At 63.0% G+C, this 254-nt stretch carries 1 protein-coding gene; it reads right to left on the bottom strand.

The features are described 5' to 3' along the window. On the bottom strand, window positions 1-254 hold a 254-nt coding region (locus ACVA58_RS28355), incomplete at both ends, for a molybdopterin cofactor-binding domain-containing protein (RefSeq protein ID WP_446513564.1).

The following is a 254-nucleotide window of genomic DNA, read 5'->3' on the forward strand; positions in this document are numbered from 1 at the left end:
GTATTCGTGAAGACCGCTTTGACTTCGGCGTAGATGGCTGGTGTTTTGTACTGCCCGGCAAGCAGCGTCGCGTACAGGATGGTCGGCACGCTGCTGGCAAACGTCGACAGGTACGCGCCCATGTTGGCCGTGGTGTGCACGCGCATGGCGAGGAAGTTGCCTTGCGCGTCGAGCGCCAGTTCGGCGTGCGTGACGTGGTCGCGGCCATGCGCGTCGGTCAGGAAGGATTCGGACCGCTCGGCCGTCCATTTGAT

The organism is Photobacterium sp. DNB22_13_2 (assembly GCF_052873915.1).